Here is an 18,035-nt window from a genome sequence, read left to right as displayed (position 1 = left end):
CTATACGTAAATTGAAGAGAGCAGGGTACTTTTTCCTGGCAGGCGATTGTTAGCCGCCGGGACAAAATACCCTGCTCTCTTTTCACAACCTACAGTTTAGCCACAAAAGAAATTAATGAATACTTTCGAGGCCATACAGCGCCGCCCCCAGTGCACCCACAATTTCCGGCTCTTCGGAAATAAAAAGCGGTGCTTTCAACTGTTCTTCCAGAACTTTTACTACGCCCGGATTTTTGGCAACACCGCCGGTCATCATATAACCAGGCTCTAATCCGACACGGCGCATCAGCGAAATTGCCTTTGCGGCGATTGCCATGTGGATGCCGTGGGCGATATCAGCGGTCTCTTTATTTTGCGCAATCAGCGAAATGACTTCAGATTCGGCAAATACGGAACACATGCTGCTGATCTCAATATTTTCTGTGGATTTCAGCGATAAGGGACCAAGCTCTGCAATATCTACTTCCAGCGTTCGTGCCATCATTTCCAAAAAACGACCGGTTCCGGCAGCGCATTTGTCATTCATGACAAAATCGGTCACTTCTCCTTTTTCATTCAGATGAATCGCTTTGCTGTCCTGACCGCCGATATCAAGAATCGTGCGGATTTCCGGATTCAGATAATGTGCGCCTTTTCCGTGACAGCTGATCTCTGTCACGTTTTCATCTGCAAATGGAATGCTGACACGTCCGTATCCGGTGGACACGATTTTGGTCAGATCTTTACGCTGCAGGTTTACCTTCTGTAAAATTTCTTCTAAAATACGCTGTGCGCTTTCTCCGCTTTTTGCTCCGGTTCGAATGACTGCGGAAGCAACGATTTCACGTTTGTCATTTAAAATTACAGCATTGGTGGATGTAGAGCCGCTGTCAATTCCCATGACATAGACAGGCGTATTTGTTGTGCTAGCTGCTGTGGTATTATCCGTATTTGCAGTTACGGAATCAGAAGTGGAGTCTTGCGCTCCGGCGGAATAGTTTTCCAACTGATGTCGTTTATTTTTGAATAGCATAGATTCTCCTTTTTGTGCACGCAGGGATTCTAAAAATGCTTCCAGTCGGGTTAGGATCTGACCGCCGCACTGAGCAGTAGCGTCGGTTTCAATTTTTAGAATCGGTAAGCTGGATGTTTCGTGCAGTTTGGTATATTCATAAGCATAAATATCACAGAATTTTACTGTATGGTAAATGATACCGTCGATGCGGTTCTCATAGGCTTCCAGAATGCGCTGGCGGTTTGATGCGGCAGCCATACGCATGCATGGAAGCTGATCCAGCAGGGCATGTGCATAAGCTGACAGAATCTGATCAGAATCAAGGTCATAGCTGCGTTGAATGCCGGTGCAAGTTAAATCCAGTGTGATCTCTACCTGATGATTAGTGATAAGCTGACGGATCTCACTGCCCGGACGGGCACCGGCGAGGGCAATATGAATCCCATTCATCGGTGCACTGGAAGGCTGGATATTGGCTGATGTTGCACGTTTTTTACAAATTTCCAACAACTTCTGCTCTGAAAATGTTTTTCCGGAAAATGCAGCATAGGCCTCAATGAGTTTCTGCAGCTGTTTTGTGTAAAGTGTCACAGCAAAGTCATTGATCTTGCGCGGCAGATCCAGACAGAAGAAAAATTTATCCGGAAACTGCTGACACAAAATGTCATACAGGCGGCGGGAACTGTCGCAGCAGGAGGTAAAGATCATTCCCTCATAATCCTGTTTCTCAAATTCTTCCAGAACTGCTTTCGAGAAGGAGCACATATTTGGGTGCATCAGGGCATCTGCCTGGGTAAAATTTGTCACATGCGGTTCCAGACAGACAAACTCTGTGCCGAAAGCCTGCATCAGTTCTTCCGGAACATATTTACAAAAATAAGCCAGCATTATGTCTCCTCCTTTCGTTGCTTTAGTACTTCTAAAAATGCTTCAAATCGGGTACGGATCTGCCCATCGTGGCTGTTTCTGCGGTCCATGCCGTCTCCATCCAGAATCAGGAGCGGAATGTCTTTTTTATCCAGTTCTTCTTTTAACAGCATGATACCGCCGGAGGACTGTTTGCAACCCCAATGACAGAAATTGATGATACCGTCAGACTGCAGATCCTTAGCAAGTTCCGATACCAGTTTTGCTTTTCGTTCATAAGGACCGTTATAGACATTGTGGATCATTTTGTCTGCCAGTGCTTCCAGGGGATGTTCCGTATCCAGCTTTGTACGGTAATCCAGATTCATTTCGATTGCCTGAATCTGATAATTGTCGGTCAGATTAAAGTATTTCTTTAACGTTTCCTGATAATAAGGCAACAGGTGAACCCAGAGGATATTGGTGCCGTGAAATTCCGGTGCGGCAGCGGTTTCTGTTTCCATTTGCTGATAAAAATGCAGGATTTCCGGTGTGCCAATGTTTATATGTGATGCAAAAAGCATATACATCTGCATCGTCAGCGTAGATGGATAATGATGCGTTTGCAGATTTTTTAAGCAACGCTCATAGCAGGCTTTGGATTCGTTTTCCCGCTGCAGGACCGGAACCAGTTCTTCTTCTCGAAATTTTTTGTGGAAGGTATCTTCCAGCATTGCAATCAGCTCGTTTAACTGCTCTGTGACATATTCTCTGGCACCTGGTGTATTATACTGGGGGATGTCGATCAAAAACGACGGCACCTGATGCTTTTCGGACAGATGTTGGAAAGTGTTAATGTTTCCGTCGCAGATGGTTGAGGTCGTTACGGCAAATGCTGCCGGCGGGATGATACCGCTGTCGATGGCACCAATGAAGTTTTTGTGATAGGAGCACAGTGTGGATGCCAGTCCTTCGTTTTCGGCGTAATCCAGAAAATAGTCCTCGATAGTGAAACCGGATAAAAAAGAGGACAGAGATTCGATGGACAGACTGTGCAATCCAAAGCATTGTAACAGCTCTACCGGGGCAAAAATATTTGCCCAGACAGAAGTTTCCGGATGCTTTAATGATTCCAGAACATCTCCAACCGCATAGGTATTTAAATACTGGTAAGCGCCGGGCATTCTTTTGTCTGCCAGATGCTTACTGCGAAACTGCTCTAGGGCCAGACCAGCTTTGATCATGCGAAAGGCAGCCAGCGGATGGTCTGGAGCATATTTTTTTATGATATTTCCATAAGTACGAATTAATTCCATTAACTAGTGTTCACCTCAATTGAAATCGAAACTTCCACTTTTGTATGTAGTGAGCAATAACAAATCTTTTCCAGTGGGAGTATTATAATTTCTTCAAAATTTTTTCATAAAGTTCATTCTGTTTTTTCGATAGCATTTTACAGGAAAACGGGGGAAAAGGCAAGATGACGGATAATTAGCCGATATGTGTGAAATGCAGATTGAGAATGTCCAATTTACTGTAAATCAGCCAGACTTACAACCATTTAAGAAAAATTTAACTGTAAACACGGGAGTGGTTATGGTAAACTATAAGAAATATGGAATGATTCAGAGTCAGATGGATAAATGTTTTTCTTGTACGTTCATGAGCAAGTAGCGAAAGCGGATTGCGAATGTCCGCTTTACGGAAAATTGTATTGAGATGGCTGTGAGTTTATATGAAATATAGAAGGAGTTTTGGCAATGGAAAAATCAAAAGTTTATTTTACATCCTTTAAGACAAGTTTTACCGAAAATCTGATGCAGAAGCTGGCGCGTCTGGTCAAGACCGCAGGCATCGAGACTATCGATTTTCAGGATCATTATGCAGCAATTAAAATTCATTTTGGCGAGTATGGAAATCTGGCATTTCTTCGGCCAAATTATGCGAAAGTCATTGCAGATATCGTAAAGGAGCAGGGCGGAAAAGCCTTTCTGACAGACTGCAATACATTATATGTCGGAAGCCGTAAAAATGCGGTGGATCATCTGGAGACAGCTTACATGAACGGATTTACTCCATATGCAACCGGATGTCCGGTCATTATCGCAGACGGACTGAAAGGTACGGATGAGGTGCTGGTTCCGGTGGATGGTGAATATGTCAAAGAAGCAAAAATCGGTCGTGCGCTGATGGATGCAGATATTCTGATCTCGCTGACCCATTTCAAAGGACATGAGGCAACCGGTTTTGGCGGTGCCATCAAAAATATCGGTATGGGCGGCGGATCCCGTGCAGGTAAGATGGAACAGCACAGTGCCGGAAAGCCATATGTACGGCAGAGAGTCTGCGTTGGATGTGGTATGTGTACGAGAGTATGTGCCCATGATGCAATTACTATTGAAGAACACAAGGCACAGATCGACCATGATAAATGTGTGGGCTGCGGCAGATGTGTCGGTGTCTGTCCGAAAGATGCAGTGACACCGGGGGTTTCCGAGTCTAATGATATCTTAAACTGCAAAATGGCAGAGTATACACTGGCAATCTGCAAGGATCGTCCATGTTTTCACATTTCACTGATCTGTGACGTGTCACCAAACTGTGACTGTCATTCAGAAAATGACCGCCCGATCATTCCGAACGTCGGTATGTTAGCTTCTTTTGATCCGGTAGCGCTGGATATGGCATGTGCCGATCTGTGTAATCAGCAGCCGGTACTTTCAAACAGTGTGCTGGCAGAAAATATGGAGCAGCACAAGCATGAACATGGGGACTGTGATTGCGAACATGGACACGATCATTTTTATTACAATCATCCGGATACCAACTGGAGAAGCTGCATCGAGCATGCGGTAAAAATCGGACTTGGTACAGATCAGTACGAATTGATCGAGGTATAGAAGGGCATTAGAATCTGAAGAACAGAATGTTTTAATCTGATAGGAAAAAACTCTGTATGTTATATCCGAAAATTTGTTATTCAGGAAAGGAAAAAGAAGAAGGAGAAATTAAGGAAAGAATGAGTCCACAGGATAAAGTAGAGCGGGTGTTAAAAGAGATTCATGTTACGTTTTCAAAAAGTGAGATGGTGGATGGACATCCGGATAAAGTAATTATTGACCGCAAGAAATTTCTGGGGCTGCTGGATCGTTTGAATCAGGGCATTTACGATATGATGGATCAGTACGAGCAGACGCGACAGAGCAGAAACAATGCGGAGCGGGCATTTCAGAAAAAAGGAAATGAGATCATTGAGGCGGCGAATGCCAATGCAGAAGATGTCTATGCTGCTTCCGTTATTTACACGGCAGATATGATCGGAGCGATCCGGGATCTCATGGATCAGACCAATGATTCCATGAATGATCTGTTTTTACAGTTTAAAAAGGATCTGCGGGAGCAGAAGGACAAGCTGCAGGCTCATGAAAATGAGCTCCAGGGACAGCTGGCAGACCTGTCAGATACAAAGAAATATCTGTCCATCATAGACGATATCAACCGCCAGCGGGCACGCAAAAACCGTGATCTGGAGGCTGAGAAGGAAGCCGGTGTGCAGTATGCCAGAAGTATGATGTACATCCCGCCATCAGAGCCGGACATTAAAGTAAACGAACAGTATTTTGAAAATTCCGGTACAAAGAGACCGGAGGAACTGGCCCGGGAGCCGCTTCCGGCAGAAAAACCGGATATCAAGATCAATACCGATGCAGCTTACTTTAAGTGGAAAGCAAGTCAGGGGGCAGCGCAGAACGATCAGGAAACTGACGAGGAAGCGGTCGGAGACGAGCAGCAGTATCCGAATCCGGAATTTCCGGATGAAGAGAGCATCCGACAGGCAGTGCTGGCAGATGAGTTTGCCGAGGGATGGGAGCAGCCCCAGAACCGTAAACGGGAAAAACGAGATGCAAGTGCGATTCTAAAAGATCTGATTTTCGGCAGAGAAGAATAGGAGGAATTCCATTGAACAATATATTAGTATGTGATGATGACACTTCCATTGTTGATTCCATTGAGATTTACCTGCAACAGGAAGGCTATCAGGTTTTTAAAGCATATGATGGTGTGCAGGCATTGGAAATGCTTAAAAAAGAAGACATTCAGCTGGTGATCATTGATGTGATGATGCCTCGTTTAGACGGAATTCGTGCGATTTTGAAAATCCGTGAGGAGAGCAATATGCCGATCATTGTGCTGTCTGCAAAAACCGCAGACTCTGACAAAATCCTTGGTCTGAACGTAGGCGCAGATGATTATGTGTCTAAGCCGTTTAATCCGCTGGAACTGGTGGCAAGAGTCAACTCGCAGATGCGCCGTTATACCAGACTTGGAAATGTGGCGGAATCCAGTAAAATATTTCAGACTGGCGGTCTGTCTATCAACGATGACTTGAAGGAAGTGACTGTGGATGGACAGAATGTACGTCTGACACCGATTGAATACAATATTCTGCTTTTGCTTGTGAAAAACCAGGGAAAAGTATTTTCTATCAATCAGATTTATGAAAGCATCTGGAATGAGGAAGCAATCGGGGCAGATAATACGGTAGCTGTACATATCCGTCATATCAGGGAAAAAATTGAGATCAATCCAAAAGATCCGCAGTATCTGAAAGTGGTCTGGGGCGTTGGATACAAAATTGAGAAAATAGAACCGAGGTAGTCGATGGAACAGAACAGAAAGCGCTATTCATCACTGGCAAAGGCTATTGTGATCGGATTGCAGATGATCGCAGCCGTTGTAGCTGCTGTCAGCATTGTGCTGTTCAGCACCTGCGTCAATCAGAATATGCTGAACATGGGAGATCTGCAGAATTCATCCTTTGTGGAATCCGGATATTTTGAGCGGACCTTTTCCAAACAGATGGTGCAATTGTTGGAGTATCTGAATCTGAAAGAACAGTTTGAGACAGACGGCGTATATGATGAGAACCGACCGGAGACTGTGAATGCTTCACCGGAGAAAATCGCGGATTATAAAGTCTATAATAATAAATATGATCAGAACAACACAAATGTTTATTACTGGCTCAGTGACTTCAAAAATGGTACTTGCGTAACAAATATGAAGGACATAAAGAAGCAGGAGGATGCTTACGAGGCGGCAGTAAATTATGGCCGTTATCTGAGTTATAATAACAAAACCTTCCGTTTTGAGACAAATATCGGCGGCATGGAGAATAATTATTACCAGAATATGGCGCAGTATAATGAACTGCAGAAAGGTGATTTCACGCTGATCGTTGCAGTGGATATAAACTTCCCGCAGGAGGATGACCTTGCAGTTGCAAAGCGGGAATTTGACAAATTGTTCCCTTGGGCGCAGCGAAGTCTTGTACTGGCAGCGGTTGGTCTCATCGTCTGGTTAGTGGGACTGTGTTATATGACGGTTGCAGCAGCAAAGCGCAGCGAGGATAAGGAGATTCATTTGACAAACTTTGACAAACTGCGGACGGAAATCCCAATTGCATTACTGTTTGTATTTAGTATAGTATTAGCGGCTCTTGGCATGCGTGTACATAATCAGGATTACGGTGTGATGGGACGCATGGTAGTAGTCGGAACTTTTACCGTACTTGGTGATTGTGCATTTATGGGAATGTACCTGAGTCTTGTGCGCCGGGTAAAAGCAGATACGTTTTTTGAAAACAGTTATCTGCACTGGCTGTTGGTGAATCTGAAAGGTACGCTACATAACCGTTATCTTGGCAATCGGATGACGCTGGTCATCTGGGGAATTGTCCTGGCAAACGTTTTGATTGCATATCTGGCCTTTCACTGTGGATTTATCTGGGCATATATTTTGCTGCTCATTTTTCTGATATTTACGCTGCTCTATTTTTCACAGCGTGTCATTCAACGGAGGAAGATACTGGAAGGGATCGACCAGATCACCCAGGGAAAATTCGATTATAAGCTGAATCTGGAAGAATATCAGGGGGATGAATATCAGCTGGCAGAGGGAATCAATCATATTAGTGAAGGTCTGGCAACCGCCATTGGTGAGAGCGTGCGGGATGAGCGTATGAAGGCAAATATGATCACAAATATTTCCCATGATATCAAAACACCGCTGACCTCCATTATTAATTATATCGGCCTGCTGCGCCGGGAAAAAATCGATAACCCGAATGCGGAAGCATATATTGAAGTGCTGGAATCTAAGGCACTGCGATTAAAACAACTGATGGAAGATCTGGTTGATGTATCCCGTATTTCTTCAGGTAATATTACCTTGCAGATGGATGATATCGATCTGGTGGAACTGGTGCGCCAGACCGGTGGCGAGTTCAATGAAAAGCTGGAGCAGAAAGGGCTGAATGTGATCAGCAAGTTCCCGAAGGAAGCTGTGATGATCTATGCGGACGGGCGGCAACTCTGGCGTGTTATCGGAAACCTGTATAACAATACGGCAAAATATGCCATGTCAGATACCCGTGTGTATGTGGAAGTGGCAAAAGAAGGCTACGAGGCCTCCTTTACGATGAAAAATATATCCGAAAAATTGCTGAACGTGGATGCGGACAGCCTGACGGAACGGTTTGTGCGTGGCGATGAATCACGCAGCACCGAAGGAAGCGGACTGGGACTTTCAATTTCCAAGATGCTTACGGAACTTATGGGCGGAAAATTTGAACTGAGTCTGGAGGATGATCTCTTCCGGGTGAAGATCACGTTTCGGTGTAAGGAGTAAGTGGAAGCAATTTATTACTGTGAAGTGAAAAAGACTTGCTTTTTAACATATGCGTCATTATAATAAAAAAGAATTACTGCCGAATTTTGCGGCATATTGAGAGTTTGTAAAAAAGATTTTTAAGGAGGGCCAGAAACCATGATAAAATTACATGAGAATGGTGTATATCTGCTGAATGGAACAGAGATTATCGAAGATAATCACGAAGCAGCAGCATGTCTTGAGGCAAAAACAGGAAAGAAAGTGACGACTGCTGAAGCTGCAGCAGGTACAATGGCATATCGTATTTTGAAAGCGCACAATACTTCAGGAAACATGGATCAGCTGCAGATTAAATTTGACAAGCTGACTTCCCATGATATTACTTTTGTCGGTATCATTCAGACTGCCCGTGCGTCAGGACTGGAAAAATTCCCTGTACCGTATGTACTGACAAACTGTCACAATAGTCTGTGTGCCGTTGGTGGAACCATCAACGAAGATGACCATATGTTTGGACTGAGCTGTGCAAAGAGATACGGTGGAATCTATGTACCGCCTCATCAGGCAGTTATCCATCAGTTTGCCCGTGAGATGCTGGCTGGCGGCGGCAAAATGATCCTTGGTTCTGACTCCCATACACGTTACGGTGCCCTTGGTACTATGGCAATGGGTGAGGGTGGCCCGGAGCTTGTAAAACAGCTGCTTTGCAAAACCTATGATATCAAAATGCCGGGTGTTGTAGCTATCTATCTGACCGGCGAGCCGATGAAAGGTGTCGGACCGCAGGATGTGGCTCTGGCTATTATCGGTGCTGTATTTAAAAATGGTTATGTAAATAATAAAGTCATGGAATTTGTTGGACCGGGTGTGGCTTCTTTAAGTGCTGATTTCCGTATCGGTGTGGATGTTATGACCACAGAGACCACCTGCCTGTCCTCTATCTGGGTAACCGATGAGAAGATTAAAGAATTTTATGATATTCACGGCAGATCTGCAGATTATGCGGAACTGAAACCGGAGGCTGTTGCTTACTATGATGGATGCGTTGAGGTGAACTTAAGTGAGATCAAACCAATGATCGCAATGCCGTTCCACCCGAGCAACACCTATACGATTGATGAAGTAAATGCAAATCTGGAAGACATTCTGGCTGAAGTTGAGAAGAATGCGTTAGTAAGTCTGGATGGAGCAGTAGAGTACAAATTAAGAGATAAGATCCGCAATGGAAAACTGTATGTAGATCAGGGTATCATTGCAGGATGTGCCGGCGGCGGATTTGAAAATATTTGTGCAGCAGCAGACATTCTGAATGGCAAGAGCATCGGACCGGATGAGTTTACCTTAAGTGTATATCCGGCAAGTATGCCAGTTTACATGGAATTAGTAAGAAATGGTGCAGCAGCCAAGATCATGGAGACAGGTGCGATCATGAAGACAGCATTCTGCGGACCATGTTTCGGCGCAGGTGATACACCGAACAACAACGGATTCAGTATCCGTCATACTACGAGAAACTTCCCGAACCGTGAAGGTTCCAAACTTCAGAACGGTCAGATCGCTTCCGTAGCACTGATGGATGCACGCTCTATCGCTGCAACCGCTGCAAATAAAGGATATCTGACACCTGCTACTGCTCTGGATGTAGAATATACAGGACCGAAATATTTCTTCGACAAGACAATTTACGATAATCGTGTATTTGACAGTAAAGGTGTGGCAGATCCGAACGAGGAACTCAAATTCGGACCAAACATCAAAGACTGGCCGGCAATGAGTGCTCTGACAGATAACCTCGTTCTGAAAGTAGTATCCGAGATTCACGATCCGGTTACTACAACGGACGAACTGATTCCGTCCGGTGAGACTTCATCTTATCGCTCCAATCCACTGGCACTGGCTGAATTTGCTCTGTCCAGAAAGGATCCGGAGTACGTAGGCCGCGCAAAAGAGGTTCAGAGAGCAGAGAAAGCAAGAGTTGCCGGTGAAAAACCAGTCGAGGCACTTCCGGAGCTTGCACCGGTCATCGAGACGATCAAGACAAAATACCCGGATCTCAACCGTGAGAATTTCGGTATCGGAAGTACGATCTTTGCAGTAAAACCAGGTGACGGTTCTGCCAGAGAGCAGGCTGCTTCCTGTCAGAAAGTATTGGGCGGCTGGGCAAATATCGCAAATGAATACGCAACGAAACGTTATCGTTCCAACCTGATCAACTGGGGTATGCTTCCATTCCTGATTCCAGAAGGAGATCTCCCGTTTGCAAACGGTGATTATCTGTTTGTACCGAATGTGCGTAAAGCTATCGAAGACAAGCTGACAGACATCGAGGCATATGTGGTAAAAGACGGTGAGATGAAACCGTTTACTCTGAAAATGGGTGATCTGACAGAGGATGAGAGAACCATCATTCTGAAAGGCTGTCTGATCAATTATTACAGAGATTAAAAAGAACCTTAAGATGGTATAAACAACTGATAAAGAAAAACGAAAAGAATCCTGGAAACGGGATTCTTTTTGATTTTTTTATGAACACTTCTGTTATATGCAGAAAAATTATGGTATACTTATTGCATATTTTAACAGGACTTCTCAAAAAGGATTCCGGGAATTTTAGAAAGGCAATTTTAGCATGCAGGAAGAGACAAAAAAAGAGCATACCGTAACTGAGAAACAACCGGAGAAAAAGAAAGTAAATCTGGATATTCGGCCATATCTGGCAATAGGACTAACGGCTATTTTGGTAGTTATGGTCTGTATCGCAATCTTTTTTGTGGTACTTCGATTTGACGGACTATTTTCTGGTTTCCAGAAGATCTTACAGAGTCTTCAGGCTATTTTGGTCGGATTGGTCGTGGCATATCTTGTTAATTCGATCATGAAATGGTTTGAACGGTTTTTATATAAGAAAAATAGAGCAAAAGGGAAAGAACTGACAGAAAAGCAGTGTCAGAAGATCCGGGCTGCATCTGTAGGATTTGGAATGGCGGTATTTCTTGCAATCATCGTTGGATTGATCTGGCTGATCATCCCTCAGCTTGTAGTCTGTATCGAAGATATTGTACTTAGCATGAACGAAAAAGTTCAGAATTTAACTGAGTGGGTGGATCGTCTGATGAGACAGGACAGTCCACTTGCCGGAAAATTGGATACATTTATTGCAGATGCATCTGTTTATCTGGAAAACTGGCTGCGTAAGAGTGTGTTGGAACAGTCCGATTTTGTGGCAAATATTACCACTGGAGTATATAACGTAGTAAAAACTATTTTCAATGTGATCATCGGATTTATTGTTGCTGTTTATGTATTGATGACGAAGGAAAAATTTATTGGTCAGCTCAAGAAAATAGTATATGCGATTTTCCGTCCTCGTCTGGGTAATGTAGCTATGGAAGTAATCAGAAAGGCTGACGAGGTCTTCGGAGGTTTCTTCATTGGAAAAATTATCGATTCAATGATCATCGGATGTATTTGTTTTGTTTGCCTGGCAATTTTGCGGATGCCATATGTGGCACTGGTCAGTGTGATTGTCGGCGTGACAAATGTTATTCCGTTTTTTGGACCTTATATCGGTGCAATCCCGAGTGCGATTTTAATATTCCTAGTGGATCCGATGAAAGGAATTTATTTCATCATATTTATCATTATTCTACAGCAGGTAGATGGAAACGTAATAGGTCCCAAAATTCTTGGAAATACGACTGGTCTGAGTCCATTCTGGGTTATTTTTGCAATCCTGCTTTTCGGCGGAAGTTTCGGCGTAGTTGGAATGCTTTTCGGTGTGCCGATTTTTGCAGTTTTATATTATGTTATTAAACGAGTGGTGGAACATATATTGAAAAAACGGCAGTTGCCGGAAGAGACAGATCAATATACGGAACTGGATACGGTAGATATCGTGACAAATCAAGTCAAAATGAAAGAGACAGAAGAGCCGGAAGAATCCATCCGCAGATATGAAGAGACAAAGGAAAAAAGTAAAAAGTTGAAATAAAAACAAAAAATACAGACATGAGGTGAAAAAACAGTGGATAAGTATGAGTATAAGCTGAAACTGGAACAGCTTCAAAATTTGGTGGCTGCAGGCGATTATGCCACAGCATCAGAGATGGCGGATACCATCAACTGGCAGAAAGTACGCAGTGTCAATACATTGTGCATGGTTGGTGAGATTTATGAAAAAACAGGAAAATATGAGGCGTGCAGAACCGTATTACTGCAGGCCTATGACCATTCTCCGATTGGAAGAAATATTGTCAGCAAACTGGCAGAGGTTTCTATAAAAGCAAAGAAAATTGATGAGGCAGAGGAATATTATAATGAGTTTCTTGAGATTGCGCCGAAAGACAATATGCGGTATGTGCTGGCTTATGAGATCAGCTGCCTGAAGGATGAGCCGCTTCCGGTCCGCATTGCAATTCTGGAAGATTTAAAGGATCATGAGTACTCAGAAAAATGGGCATATGAGCTGGCTGTTCTGTACGGACAGGCCCAGATGCGTGACAAATGTGTGGAGACTTGTGATGAGCTGATCCTCTGGTTTGGTGATGGCGAGTATGTGGAGAAAGCATTGGATCTGAAAAGACAATATCAGCCATTGACCGCATCACAGGAGGAAAAGTACAAACAGTTCCGTGAGAAAAAAGGAATGGTGGAGATCAGTATTCCACAGACAACAGAGCCAAAGAATGTGATCCATGAGATGGTAAAATCTGCGGAAAATACTGTAACAGCAAGTAAGTTCAATACTTCCAATCTGGAAGAAGAACTGGCAAAAAGCATGAAACAGATCATGAATGCCACAGAGAAAGAAACCGTTGCGGATACGATGGAAAACATCAAGAAGATCGTCAGCGACATTCCATATCTGAACGGCGAGCATGAAGAAGATATTGAGCCCGCATTTGACAAAGAAAAGATCAATGCGCAGGTTGATAAATCATTGAAAAAAGACTTTAAGGAACTTCTGAGCGAGACAGAGCAGGAGAAGAAAGCGGAACAGCCGAAAAAAGAGATTCCGGTTGTGGTGAAAGCATCTGAGAAAAAGTCAGCCGAAGAAGAGACTGCAGAGCAGGTTGCTTCCGCGCAGGCAAGTATCGAGGAGGTACTGGAAGACTGGAAAAAGACGAAACGTGCGGCAGAAGCTGCCATTGCAGCAGCGGAGCAGAAGAAGCTGGAGATGGCGAAGGAAAATGCGCTCATCGAGGCTGGGCAGATTATGGAGCGTCTGAAAACATTGATCCCGATTCTGGATGCGACACCGGGAGAGGATCTTCCGGCACCAGAGGAGACAACCGTTGCGGCAGCCCTTGCTTCCGATGAGACTTTTACAGAAGACGGCAGTGAAGATTCAGAAGAAATTCAGAATGCATCTGAGAAAGCAGAGGAATCTGAAGTGGAGGAAGCATCCGAGGAAGAGAAGACAACGAAAGACGTTTCAGAAGCAACAGAAAAAGCGGCTGAAGAAAAAGCATCAAAATCTGAGGAAGATTCAAGCTCTTCTTCGGATGAAAACACAGAGCCTGCAGATGAAGCAAATGCATATACTGAGATTGAATCTGCAGATACAGCACAGGCTCAGAATGCAGAAAGTGCATCTGAGGCAGTTGCAGAAGAAACAGAAGCAGCCGATCTTTATGCAACCAGGAAAATGCCGGATGTACAGAGTTATCGTACACAGAATATAGCAACCGAACAGACACAGAAAGCAGCAGACGAAGAGGTAGAAGATACTGTTACAGAAGAACCTTCTGATGCTGAAGCAGAAGAAGTTACAGCAGATGAAATAACAGAGGAAACAATATCTGCTGAAGCAGAAGCTGAGGAAGAAGATCATCTTCGTGTTGTAGAGCCGGTTCCAGATGAAGAACTTGAGAAGACGCTGGCACAGGCAACACAGATGTTTATGGAAAACTCCAACGTGGAAGTTCCGGTTGGAAAGGCGGCTCTTTCGCAGAATACCGGTGTATTACCGGAAATTAAAATGCCGGAAGATATTGAGACAGAGCAGAATCAATATCAGCTGACAGAGGAGCAGAAAGAATTATTCTCCTATTTCCTTCCGGTTCCTGGTATGGAAGATCAGATTCGACAGGTTTTACTTGGCGCGAAATCCAGAATTGGTAATTCCGTGACATCTCTGGCAGGAAATATCCTGGTTCAGGGCGAAGAGGGAAGTGGAAAAACCGTATTTGCGACAAGCCTGATCAAGGCAATTCAGCAGGAGATTGGAAACGAGGATGCCAAGATCGGAAAGATCAGTGCAGAATCACTGAACCAAAAAGATTTTGCAGCACTGGTTCCGAAGATTGCCGGTGGATATCTGATCGTTGATAAAGCAGGAGAACTGACCCGAGAGACTGCAGTCCGCATGTCTCAGCTGATGGAGCAGAACACACAGGGTATGGTTGTGGTTTTGGAGGACACCAGAGCCGGAATCCGCAAGGCAATGCAGCTTGATTTTGGCTTTGCAAAGAAATTTACTGAGAAAGTGGATATTCCGATCTTTACTATCGATGAACTGGTTGATTTTGGTAAATCCTATGCAAAAGAGATGGAATGTACGATTGATGAAATGGGTGTACTTGCCCTGTATAACCGCATCAACAATATCCAGAAGCTGGAGCGCGCAACGACGCTTGCTGAGGTAAAGGATATTGTGGATGAGGCAATTGAGAGCGCTGAGGGCGGCGGAATCAAAAGAGCCTTCGGTTCTATTTTCTCAAAGAAATATAATGAGAACGATTATCTGATTCTTCATGAGAAGGATTTTGAGAATTAAAGTGGTTTTTAAGGAGGAGAAACACTATGGGGAACATTTCTGAGTATGATATGTATCTGTTCGGCGCAGGCGTACATTATGATATGTACATGAAACTTGGGGCACATCCATGCAAAAAAGGCAGATGGCAGGGAGTTAACTTTGCGGTCTGGGCACCGAATGCAAAGCGTGTCTGGGTCATTGGTTCCTTTAATGACTGGAATGAGACTTCCCATGAAATGAAACGTCTGGAGCCAAACGGAATCTACGAACTCTTTGTCAGCGGCGTCAAGATCGGTGATATGTACAAATATCTGATCGAGACACAGGATGGCAGAAAATTATATAAGGCAGATCCATATGCAAATTATGCGGAAATGCGTCCGGGAACAGCTTCCAAAGTTGCGGATATCAGCAAACTGAAATGGTCCGACGAAAAGTGGATGGAAGCCCGTGCAGCGCACAAAGAAGATGATGTATACCGTCAGCCGATGTCAATTTATGAGGTACATCCGGGGTCCTGGAAACGTCATGCTGGCTATGATGAAGATACCGGTTTTTATACATACCGTGAACTGGCAGTCGAGTTGACAAAATATGTGAAAGAGATGGGATACACCCACGTAGAACTGATGGGAATTTCCGAGTATCCTTTTGACGGTTCCTGGGGGTATCAGGTAACCGGATATTTTGCACCGACTTCTCGTTATGGAACGCCGGAGGACTTTGCATATCTGGTAAATTATCTGCACAAACACAAAATTGGTGTTATCCTCGACTGGGTTCCGGCTCATTTTCCAAGAGATGCACATGGACTGGCTGAGTTTGATGGAACTTGTCTGTATGAGTATGCTGATCCGAGAAAGGGTGAGCATCCGGACTGGGGAACCAAGATTTTTGACTATGGTAAGACAGAGGTCAAGAACTTCCTGCTGAATTCCGCACTGCTGTGGGTAGAAAAATATCATATTGACGGACTTCGTGTGGATGCGGTTGCTTCCATGCTGTATCTGGATTACGGAAAAGAAGCGGGTCAGTGGGTACCAAACGAATATGGAGAAAATAAAAATCTGGAGGCCATTGAGTTTTTCCGCCACTTAAATACACTGGTTTGTGGCAGAAATCCGGGAGCAATTATGGTCGCAGAAGAATCCACAGCATGGCCGATGGTAACAGGAAAAGCCGAAGATGGTGGTTTGAATTTCACATACAAGTGGAATATGGGATGGATGCATGATTTCCTCGATTATATGAAATTGGATCCGTATTTCCGTAAAGATAACCATAATAAGATGACATTTGCCATGAGTTACAATTATAGTGAGAAGTATATTCTGGTGCTTTCTCATGATGAAGTAGTACATCTGAAGTGCTCCATGCTCAACAAAATGCCGGGACTTGGTATCGATAAATACCGCAACCTGATGGCTGGATATGCTTTCATGATGGGACACCCGGGCAAGAAACTGTTATTTATGGGACAGGATTTCGGACAGTTGCGGGAGTGGAGTGAAAAGCGCGAACTTGACTGGAATCTTCTGGAAGATGAAAAACATAGCCATTTACAGGCATTTGTGAAAGAACTGCTGACCATTTATAAAAAATATCCGGCTATGTATGAACTGGACGATCAGCCGGAAGGATTTGAGTGGATTAATCCGAATGATGGATATCGAAGCATTTATAGTTTTGTTCGTCATGGAAAATCCGGCAGAAACAGCCTGTTGTTCGTATGTAATTTTACACCGATGGCGCGTCCGGATTATCGTGTAGGCGTACCCAAAAAGAAAAAATACACTTTGCTGCTAAATAGTGATGATGCGAAGTTCGGAGGTGAAGGCGCAGAACGTCCAACTGTGTACCAGTCAGAAAAATCAGAGTGTGATGGCAGACCATACTCCTTTGCTTATGAACTTCCACCATATGGAGTGGCAATATTTAAATTCTAAGGGATGATTTGGAGTTCCACGGGACTTAAAATACGATGGGAAGGGAATTGTGTAGAATGGCGGTTTTAGACACGATACTTCAACAATTGAATATATGGGATGGGCAGATTCTGCTGTTTATTCAGAATCATCTGCGTTCGGAAATTTTGAATCCAATCGTGATCGCCATTACAAATCTCGGTAATTCCGGAATTGTGTGGATCGTGTTGTCCGTTGTTCTGCTTTTTCCGAAAAAGACGAGGCGCGCAGGACTGCTGTCTCTGCTGGCGCTGCTTGGTTCCCTCTGCGTGACAAATTTTCTACTGAAAAATTATGTGGCACGGGTTCGACCATACGAAGTTGTGCAGGGATTACAGTGTCTGATCGCAGCGCAGCCGGACTGGTCGTTTCCTTCCGGACATGCATCAGCGTCCTTTGCGTCAGCGGTGGTAATCTACAAGAGCTGCAACCGGGGAATTGGAGTGCCGGCGCTGGTTCTGGCTTTTGCAATATCGCTGTCCAGATTATACGTGGGTGTGCATTATCCGAGTGATGTGCTCGTGGGAATGATCATTGGAACGCTGATCGCGCTGATATTATTTTGGATCTTTGGCGAAAAGAAATATAAGGCGCGGGCACGGCGCCGTTAATGTTTTAGGTGGCTTAAAATACGTGGCTATACTGTAAGATTACGAAAGCGGACTCAGCCCAATTTGTTCTGGTGGCTAACCAATCGCTCCCCAGAAAAAATTTGCTCTGAGCCCGCTATTCGCATATCGTGGGATAAAAATCCCACTTTTATGCTCATATCGGGGCGTGCCCCAAGGTCATTCATCCA

General features: G+C 44.2%; 11 protein-coding genes. 9 read left to right on the top strand and 2 right to left on the bottom strand.

Annotated features, from left to right (window positions below; all coding sequences use genetic code 11):
* Window positions 1-112: 112 nt before the first annotated feature.
* Complete coding sequence (locus Q0I54_RS02970; RefSeq protein WP_296116310.1) at window positions 113-1,882, bottom strand: acyl-CoA dehydratase activase; 1,770 nt, start codon at window positions 1,880-1,882, stop codon at window positions 113-115.
* Window positions 1,882-3,156 (bottom strand): 2-hydroxyacyl-CoA dehydratase family protein, encoded by a 1,275-nt coding sequence (locus tag Q0I54_RS02965; RefSeq protein ID WP_296116309.1) that lies wholly within the window; start codon window positions 3,154-3,156, stop codon window positions 1,882-1,884. Before Q0I54_RS02965 ends, Q0I54_RS02970 begins: the two co-directional genes overlap by 1 nt.
* A 444-nt stretch (window positions 3,157-3,600) precedes the next feature.
* On the opposite strand from Q0I54_RS02965, the gene Q0I54_RS02960 reads away from it, so the two are divergent.
* The 9 genes from Q0I54_RS02960 to Q0I54_RS02920 all read left to right on the top strand — a co-directional run bounded on the left by Q0I54_RS02960 (window position 3,601) and on the right by Q0I54_RS02920 (window position 17,847).
* Window positions 3,601-4,740 (top strand): DUF362 domain-containing protein, encoded by a 1,140-nt coding sequence (locus Q0I54_RS02960; protein WP_296116307.1) that lies wholly within the window; start codon window positions 3,601-3,603, stop codon window positions 4,738-4,740.
* A gap of 56 nt (window positions 4,741-4,796) precedes the next feature.
* A complete protein-coding gene (locus Q0I54_RS02955) occupies window positions 4,797-5,789 on the top strand; it encodes a hypothetical protein (protein ID WP_296116306.1) in 993 nt (330 codons plus the stop codon).
* An 11-nt stretch (window positions 5,790-5,800) separates the two neighbouring features.
* Entirely contained in the window at window positions 5,801-6,499 is a 699-nt protein-coding gene (locus Q0I54_RS02950) for a response regulator transcription factor (protein WP_296116305.1), read from the top strand.
* Between the two features lie 3 nt (window positions 6,500-6,502).
* Window positions 6,503-8,530 carry a sensor histidine kinase KdpD gene (locus tag Q0I54_RS02945; protein WP_296116304.1) on the top strand — a complete coding sequence of 676 codons (2,028 nt, stop codon included), beginning with the start codon at window positions 6,503-6,505 and terminating at the stop codon, window positions 8,528-8,530.
* Between the two features lie 138 nt (window positions 8,531-8,668).
* Entirely contained in the window at window positions 8,669-10,957 is a 2,289-nt protein-coding gene (locus tag Q0I54_RS02940; RefSeq protein WP_296116303.1) for a hydratase, read from the top strand.
* A 184-nt stretch (window positions 10,958-11,141) separates the two neighbouring features.
* The gene (locus Q0I54_RS02935; protein ID WP_296116300.1) at window positions 11,142-12,503 is read left to right on the top strand and encodes an AI-2E family transporter; all 1,362 of its coding nucleotides are present in this window, start codon (window positions 11,142-11,144) and stop codon (window positions 12,501-12,503) included.
* 33 nt (window positions 12,504-12,536) lie between these two features.
* Window positions 12,537-15,290: a hypothetical protein gene (locus tag Q0I54_RS02930; protein WP_296116298.1), complete on the top strand. Its 2,754-nt coding sequence runs from the start codon at window positions 12,537-12,539 to the stop codon at window positions 15,288-15,290.
* 26 nt (window positions 15,291-15,316) lie between these two features.
* Window positions 15,317-17,218, top strand: coding sequence for a 1,4-alpha-glucan branching protein GlgB (glgB, locus tag Q0I54_RS02925; RefSeq protein ID WP_296116297.1), 1,902 nt, complete (start codon window positions 15,317-15,319; stop codon window positions 17,216-17,218).
* 56 nt (window positions 17,219-17,274) lie between these two features.
* Entirely contained in the window at window positions 17,275-17,847 is a 573-nt protein-coding gene (locus tag Q0I54_RS02920) for a phosphatase PAP2 family protein (protein WP_296116294.1), read from the top strand.
* Window positions 17,848-18,035: the final 188 nt, after the last annotated feature.

This window comes from uncultured Eubacterium sp. (assembly GCF_934295145.1).
In the GTDB taxonomy this organism is placed as follows: Bacteria; Bacillota; Clostridia; order Lachnospirales; family Lachnospiraceae; genus Eubacterium_I.
Note: the sequence above shows the minus strand (reverse complement) of the source record. Positions and strands in the feature narration are given on the sequence as shown.

Bases quoted from the DNA above. Each gene is read 5' to 3' on its own strand.
- Q0I54_RS02965 (WP_296116309.1), bottom strand. From the start codon at position 3,156: ATGGAATTAATTCGTACTTATGGAAATATCATAAAAAAATATGCTCCA.
- glgB (WP_296116297.1), top strand. From the start codon at position 15,317: ATGGGGAACATTTCTGAGTATGATATGTATCTGTTCGGCGCAGGCGTA.
- Q0I54_RS02955 (WP_296116306.1), top strand. From the start codon at position 4,797: ATGTTATATCCGAAAATTTGTTATTCAGGAAAGGAAAAAGAAGAAGGA.
- Q0I54_RS02960 (WP_296116307.1), top strand. From the start codon at position 3,601: ATGGAAAAATCAAAAGTTTATTTTACATCCTTTAAGACAAGTTTTACC.
- Q0I54_RS02935 (WP_296116300.1), top strand. From the start codon at position 11,142: ATGCAGGAAGAGACAAAAAAAGAGCATACCGTAACTGAGAAACAACCG.
- Q0I54_RS02945 (WP_296116304.1), top strand. From the start codon at position 6,503: ATGGAACAGAACAGAAAGCGCTATTCATCACTGGCAAAGGCTATTGTG.
- Q0I54_RS02940 (WP_296116303.1), top strand. From the start codon at position 8,669: ATGATAAAATTACATGAGAATGGTGTATATCTGCTGAATGGAACAGAG.
- Q0I54_RS02970 (WP_296116310.1), bottom strand. From the start codon at position 1,882: ATGCTGGCTTATTTTTGTAAATATGTTCCGGAAGAACTGATGCAGGCT.
- Q0I54_RS02920 (WP_296116294.1), top strand. From the start codon at position 17,275: ATGGCGGTTTTAGACACGATACTTCAACAATTGAATATATGGGATGGG.